Consider the following 7178-nt stretch of genomic DNA (forward strand, 5'->3'; position numbering starts at 1 on the left):
CAATGCCCCCGGGGACAATGCCCCCGGGGAGCGCCATCACACCTACTACGAGGGCGGTCCGGGCGCCTCGTCCGAGCCAGGTGGTGAGGACGAGTTCGACCACGCCGCAGGCGAGTCCGCCGAGTCCGGCGAGTCCGCCGAGTCTGGTGAGTCGGAGGGGGTCGCCCTCGCGGAGGAGGACACCATGGCCGCGACGCTGCTCGCTGACCTGCAGCGGCTCCAGGCCGAGTACGTCAACTACAAGAAACGCGTCGACCGTGACCGTGAGGTCATCCGCCACACCGCGGTCGGCAGCGTCGTCGAGTCGCTGCTGCCGGTCCTCGACGACATCCACATGGCCCGCCAGGCCGGAGACCTCGCCGGTGGCCCGTTCGCGGCCATCGCCGACAAGCTCGAGTCCACGCTGGGTCGCTACGGCGTCGAGCGGTTGGGCGAGGCAGGTCAGGAGTTCGACCCGAACGTGCACGAGGCCCTCATGCACGTCGAGGCCGAGCTCCCCGACGGTGCGACGGGCACCACCGTCGTCCAGGTGCTCCAGCCCGGCTACCGCATCGGCGACCGGCTCGTCCGGGCCGCGCGGGTGTCGGTCGCCGACCCTGCCTGAGACATCCGCCGCCGGGCTGCCTGCGCGGCCCGGCGGCATACCCGATGATGGGAGCAGTGTGAGAGTCACCGCGAAGAAGGAGGTGCGCCATGGCTAGTCAGGACTGGTTCGAGAAGGACTTCTACGCGATCCTCGGCGTGCCCCAGGACGCCGACGCCGCGACGATCAAGAAGACCTACCGCAAGGTCGCCCGCACCATGCACCCCGACCACAACGTCGGGGACCTCAAGGCCGAGGAGCGCTTCAAGGAGATCGGGGAGGCGTATGCCGTCCTCAGCGACCCCGAGACGCGCCGCGAGTACGACGCGATCCGTGCCATGTCGCACGGTGGGGCTCGCTTCACGGCGGGCGGTCCCGGTGGCCAGGGCGCGGGCTTCGAGGACATCTTCTCGGCGTTCGGCGGCCCTGGCGGCCCCGGCGGAGACCGTGTTCGGTTCAACACCGGCGGCGGCGGCGCCCAGCCCAACCTCGAGGACATCCTCGGCCAGATGTTCGGGGGAGCCGCTCCCGGTGCCGGCTACGGTGGCTTCGGCGCGCCTGCGGGCCCCCGCCCCGGTGCCGACGTGCAGGCGAGCACGCGCATCGGCTTCCGGGACGCCGTGGAAGGATCCACGGTCTCGCTCAGCTCGCCCGACCTCGGGCGCATCAACGCCCGGATCCCCCCGGGAGTCAAGGACGGTCAGCGAATTCGTCTGCGCGGCAAGGGTCGTCAGGGCGATCCCGGCGCTGCGGCCGGCGACCTCATCCTCACCGTCGCGGTCGACAAGCACCCGGTCTTCGGCCGTGAGGGCGACAACCTCACCCTGGATCTCCCGGTCACGTTCGCGGAGGCCGCCCTCGGGGCGACCATCGCCGTGCCCACGCTCGACGGTGGCTCGGTCAAGGTCAAGGTGGCTGCGGGGACGCCGAGCGGCCGCGTCCTGCGGCTCAAGGGACGTGGCGTCAAGCGTGGCGACCACGTCGGTGACCTCCTCGCCAAGGTGCAGGTGGTCGTGCCCCAGCGGCTCACCGACGAGGCCCGCGACGCCGTCGAGAAGATGGCCGAGGCCGAGGCCGGTCACGATCCGAGGGCCGACCTGTTCGAGCGCGCCAGGGCCTGACGAGGGCCTGACGAAGGCTTGACGAGGGGCTGACGAGAGAGAAGGTGGCGACGATGGCCCGCAGAAGCGCCCGCCCCGGTGGGCATGACGACGACGCACCGGTCTTCGTCATCTCGGTGGCGGCCGAGCTGGCCGGCATGCACGCGCAGACCCTGCGGCAGTACGACCGGCTCGGCCTCGTCTCCCCGTCGCGCACCCGTGGGGGAGGGCGGCGCTACAGCACTCGCGACGTCCAGCTGCTCCGTGAGGTGCAGCGGCTGTCGCAGGAAGGGGTGTCCCTCGCGGGCATCCAGCGAATCATGGACCTCGAGAACCACGTCGCGGCCCTCCAGTCCCGTGTGGAGGGGCTCGCTTCCGAGCTGTCGGCCGCGCAGGCCGCCCTCTCCTCCGGCGCCCGCGTCTTCGCGGTCGGTCCGCGCGGCGAGGTGGTCACGGTGCGCCCGGGCCAGCGACCGCCGCGGGCCCCCTCGTCGCAGGCCCTTGTCGTGTGGCGGCCCGAGCGCTAGGTTCGGCGCCGCTGCGAGCCCGCGCCATGTGGCAGACTGTGCACGCCTCGAGCAGACGGCGCGCGTAGACGGAATGCCGCCGGAGGCAGCTTCTTGATCCCACTCCCGGAGGTCGTGTGACCCTGCAGCACCCGGATCGTGCCCTCCCCGGCGCCCCCACGACGACCGCCCAGGACGTCGGTGTGCCGGCCGCTGACGGCGAGATGCGAGAGCTGTTCCACCGAACCGACTGGGCGGCGACCCCCTTCGGCCCGGTCGAGAGCTGGCCCCCCAACCTGAGCTCCCTCGTCGACGTCTGCCTGTCCTCGCGCTTCCCCATGCTCATCTGCTGGGGGCCGGACCTGCTCATGCTCTACAACGACGGCTACCGCAGCCTGCTCGGCGCGAGCAAGCACCCGCAGGCGTGGGGCCGTTCGGTGCGGGACGTGTGGCCCGAGGTCTGGGATGTCATCGGACCAATGCTCGCGGGAGTCGTGAATGGTGGCCCGGCGACCTGGGTCGAGGACGAGCTGCTCGTCGTGGACCGCAACGGCTACCTCGAGGAGGCCTACTTCACGTGGTCCTACGGCGCCGTCCACGACGACACCGGCGCGGTGGCAGGCATCCTCAACGTGGCCACCGAGACGTCGGCCAAGGTGCTGGCCGAGCGTCGAGCCGATGTGTCCACTCGACTTCTCGTCACCCTGGCGGACGCCGAGGATCCCGAGGACGTGCGCCGTCGCTCCCTCGAGGTGCTCCGCTCGGACAACCACGACCACCTCGAGAGCGACCTCCGGTGGGCCGCCCCGAGCGACCCGGTGCCGGCGGCCGTCGACGACGAAGGTCGGACGGTCCACGTCGTGCCCGTCGTCGAGCCGGGCCTCGTCGAGCCCACCGCTCACCTGCTGATGACCGAGAACCCCCGCCAGCCGTGGGATCCGATGCTCCAGCTCTACGCCGAGGTGTGCGCCTCGCACGTGGCCATGGCCCTGAGCGGCATCCGGCACCTCGACGAGGAGCGCCGCCGGACGGAGGTCCTGACCGAGCTCGACAGCGCCAAGTCCGACTTCTTCGCGAACGTCAGCCACGAGCTGCGCACGCCCCTCACGCTCATCGCTGGCCCGGTGCAGGACGCCCTCGCCGACAGCGGGCTCGACCCCGACCAGCGCCAGCGATTCGAGCTGATCCGCCGCAACACCGACCGCCTGTCCGGCCTCGTCGACCGCATCCTCGACCTCACCAGGGTCGAGGCGGGCGCCGTGGAGCCGCACTGGGTCGAGGCCGACGTCGAGGAGCTCGTGGCCGGGATCGCCGCGAACTTCCGCCCGGCCATCGAGCACTCCGGTCTCGAGTTCGACGTCGTCTGCGACGAGCTCGACCAGGATGCCTATGTCGACGTCGACATGTTCGAGCGCATCCTGCTCAACCTGCTCGCGAACGCCCTGAAGTTCACGGCGCGCGGACGCATCTCGCTCCGCCTGAGCGGGAGCGACGTCGGGTATGCCGTCACCGTCACCGACACCGGGATCGGCATCGCCGCGGAGGACCTCGACCTCGTCTTCGACCGATTCCGCCAGCTCGAGCGTGGGGACGAACGCCGGTCACGCGAGGGTGCCGGCATCGGCCTGTCCCTCGCGCGCCAGCTCGTCGAGCTCCTCGGCGGCCGCATCACCGTGCGGTCCGAGCAGGGTCAGGGCAGCACGTTCACGGTGTCCCTGCCGTGGGGTCAGCCCGCTCCGCACGAGGCGGTCCGTCCCTCGATCCGACCCCGCCCGGCGGAGTCCTTCATCCACGAGGCCAGCGCGTGGGTCGTGCGCGACCACGTCACCGCGTCGATGGCGACCACCTCGGAGTCGGCGGCTCCGACCTCGCACGCGGAGAAGGCGGACGGCCTACGACCGACGCTGCTCGTGGTGGAGGACAACCAGGACATGCGTGACTACATCGCGCGCCACTGCGTCGTCGACTACGACGTCGTGACGGTGCGCGACGGCGTCGAGGCTCTGGACCACGTCCGTGCCCGACGCCCGGCCATCGTGCTCGCGGACGTGATGATGCCGCGCATGGACGGGCTGGCCCTCGTCCGCGAGATCCGCACGGACCCGAGCCTGCGCGACCTGCCGGTGGTGCTGCTGTCGGCGCGGGCCGGCGTGGAGGCCAGCACGATCGGCCTGCTCGAGGGTGCCGACGACTATGTCGTCAAGCCGTTCCAGCCGCAGGAGCTGCGAGCGCGCCTGGCTGCCAACCTGGTGCGGGCACGGTCCCGCTCGCGCGACGCCGCGTGGCTCCGAGCCATCCTCGCCGCCATCCAGGAGCCCTTCGTGGTCATCGACCGCACGGGCCTCGTCGTCCAGGTCAACGGCGTCTTCACGCGCACCTTCGGCTGGTCCCTTGCCGACGGTCCGCTCACCCCTCCCTACCCGTGGTGGATCCCGGAGTCGGACTCACCCGCCGAGCACGCCCAGCACCAGCGACGCATGGAGGCCCTCCGATCCGGACGGCCCGTCGAGGATGACCGCTACCGCATCCTGCGGCGCGGCGGCGGCGAGGCGTGGGTCCATGTGCGGTCCGCGAGCGTGCCGGGCACGGCGGAGTACGACGGCTTCATCATCGTCGTCCTCCGCGACGAGACCCGCGAGCGGGAGTCCCGGATGCGTCGCGAGCTCGCGGCCCGGATCGCGGTCGACCTCGCGACGGCGGACGACCTCGACCAGGTCCTCGCCACCGCGGTCACGGGCTTCACCGTGCTCTTCGACGGCGCGGTGACCCTGCGCGTCTCAACGACGAAGCGGGAGACGGTCGTGCTGTCCCCCCGCGGGCCTGTTGCGGTCGACGAGCTCGATCCGGGCGTACGCCGTGGGCTCGAGTCCTCGCCCCACGGCTACGACGTGCTCGTCGGCGATAAGCGGGACGGCCTCCTGCTCCTGCCGACGGCCCACGAGTCCGACTGCAGGGCGTGGGTGCAGTTCGACGAGCCCCGGCTCGTCTCCAGCGACGAGCTCATCGTCGGGGACCTCCTGGCGCAGTCGCTCGGGCAGGCCATCGACCGTGTCATCGCGCAGCGGGCCCGCGCGGAGAAGGAGCGCCAGCTCGAGCAGGCCATCGAGAGCCACCGGCTCATCGGCCACGCCGTCGGTGTCCTCATCGAGCGTCACCGCATCACGCCCCAGCAGGGCTTCGAGATGTTGCGGCAGGCCTCGCTCAACCGCAACGTCAAGCTGCGCGAGCTGGCGGCGCGCGTGGTCGAGAGCGGTCAGGACCCCGACAAGGCGTGAGCCCGCGCGTCGGAAGCGCACGCGACGGGCGGCAGGTCCGATCGGTCGTGTCGTTTTGTCCGGGGCGGTCACGGGATGCAACACTGTGCTGCCTCCAAGTTCGCGGGCCTTGACCAGCCATGCCCTGGAGGCCCCCGTGAGCGTCATGCCGCCGACGAGCGCCACCGACGACGACACCGGGGGGCTTGCGGTCGCAGCGCGAGTCACGACGGCCGCCCGGCAGCTGCTGCGTTCGGCAGACCTCCACGAGGTTCTCCCCGTGGCAGCCGAGGCGCTCGGCGAGGCGCTCGTGGGCGAGGCCGTGGTCCGGGTCATGGCGACGCAGCACGACCTCCATGCCAGCGCGTCAGGGGTGGTCCTCCCGTCGACCTTGCCACCGGACGTGCGTGCGGTCCTGTCCACCAGCGTGGGATCGCCGGGCGCCCCGGTGCCGTCTGTGCCCGACGAGAGGCACGGTCTGCTCCTCGAGTCGTCGGGGCACCACGCGACGTGCCGGGTGTGGGTCGGGTTGGGTCGGCCCGCGGCCGAGCTCGCCATGGAGCGGACGCTCGCCGAGCTGCTGCTACACCTCCTGGTCCTGACGGTCGACCGGATGGTCATCGTCGACCGCTTCCGCGAGAGCGAGGCGAACTTCGAACGCGCCGTCGAGAGCCACCGCCTCGTCGGTCAGGCCATGGGCATCCTCATCGAGCGCCACCGAATCGTGTCCGACGAGGCGTTCGACGTGCTCCGACGCACCTCCCAGGACCACAACGTCAAGCTGCGCGAGGTCGCCCAGCGGGTCATCGACACCGGTGCCGAAYCGGACGAGGTCGTCTGAGGGCTCCGAGTGGCAGGAGGCCTGCTCGGACGGTGTCACCGGCCGCGGAGCGCCAGGAACCCGCGGGGGGATCGATCAGCGCCGACGGCAGCTACGCGCCCTGGCCGGCGGAGCCGCCGGTGCTTGCCGGCAACGGGCGAGGCGGCGCGCGCCTCGCGGCATACGGCGCCCTTTCGCAGACGCACGAAGTTGAGCGGAATACACTCAAGTCAGCGCCGGTTGACGCCAGTGAACTTAACCCCTGTACCAGGAGCACGCATGGACCTACAGCTGACCAACAAGGCTCAGGAGGCCTTCGCCCAGGCCGCGACGACCGCGACGGGCAAGCACCACCCGAACATCGAGCCGGCCCACCTGCTGCTCGCGTTGGCAGCCCAGAGCGGCACGACGACCCCGGCCCTGCTCACCGCCGGAGGGTCGAGCGTCACGGCCGCGACCGCCGCGGCGGAGCGCGCCATGGCCGCGATGCCGCAGGTCACGGGCGGCACCCAGCAGCCGCAGCTGTCTCCCACCGGCCTGCGCGTCATCCAGCAGGCGCAGCAGTACATGACGGCGATGAGTGACTCGTACGTCTCCACCGACCACCTGCTGCTCGCCCTGGCGCGCACGGGGCAGTTCGGCCTCGACGCCGACGCGGTCGAGAATGCCATCCCCGAGCTGCGCGGTGGGCGACCGGTCACGTCCGAGAACCCCGAGGGCACCTTCGAGGCGCTGTCGAAGTACGGCACCGACCTCACCGCCCGCGCGCGCGAGGGCAAGCTCGACCCCGTCATCGGCCGGGATGCCGAGATCCGCCGCGTCGTGCAGGTGCTGTCGCGCCGCACGAAGAACAACCCCGTCCTCATCGGCGAGCCGGGCGTCGGCAAGACCGCCGTCGTCGAGGGCCTGGCCCAG

General features: G+C 71.5%; 6 protein-coding genes. All 6 read left to right on the forward strand.

Annotation, left to right across the window (positions count from 1 at the left end):
* Positions 1 to 604, forward strand: a 604-nt coding sequence (locus AC1DP0_RS15060; RefSeq protein WP_478085492.1) for a nucleotide exchange factor GrpE, incomplete at its 5' end; no start/stop codon positions are given.
* An 89-nt stretch (positions 605 to 693) separates the two neighbouring features.
* Complete coding sequence (locus AC1DP0_RS15065) at positions 694 to 1704, forward strand: DnaJ C-terminal domain-containing protein (RefSeq protein ID WP_478085496.1); 1011 nt, start codon at positions 694 to 696, stop codon at positions 1702 to 1704.
* A 53-nt stretch (positions 1705 to 1757) separates the two neighbouring features.
* On the forward strand, positions 1758 to 2210 hold the full coding sequence (locus tag AC1DP0_RS15070) for a heat shock protein transcriptional repressor HspR (protein WP_478085499.1): 453 nt from the start codon (positions 1758 to 1760) through the stop codon (positions 2208 to 2210).
* A 116-nt stretch (positions 2211 to 2326) separates the two neighbouring features.
* Positions 2327 to 5464 (forward strand): ATP-binding protein, encoded by a 3138-nt coding sequence (locus AC1DP0_RS15075; RefSeq protein ID WP_478085501.1) that lies wholly within the window; start codon positions 2327 to 2329, stop codon positions 5462 to 5464.
* A gap of 145 nt (positions 5465 to 5609) precedes the next feature.
* Positions 5610 to 6284 (forward strand): ANTAR domain-containing protein, encoded by a 675-nt coding sequence (locus AC1DP0_RS15080; RefSeq protein ID WP_478085506.1) that lies wholly within the window; start codon positions 5610 to 5612, stop codon positions 6282 to 6284.
* 258 nt (positions 6285 to 6542) lie between these two features.
* A partial coding sequence (locus AC1DP0_RS15085; protein ID WP_478085503.1) for a Clp protease N-terminal domain-containing protein occupies positions 6543 to 7178 on the forward strand: 636 nt, incomplete at its 3' end.

The organism is Terrabacter sp. P5_B1 (assembly GCF_056400505.1).

Coding starts and splice junctions, on each gene's coding strand:
- AC1DP0_RS15070 (WP_478085499.1), top strand. CDS start 1,758: ATGGCCCGCAGAAGCGCCCGCCCCGGTGGGCATGACGACGACGCACCG.
- AC1DP0_RS15065 (WP_478085496.1), top strand. CDS start 694: ATGGCTAGTCAGGACTGGTTCGAGAAGGACTTCTACGCGATCCTCGGC.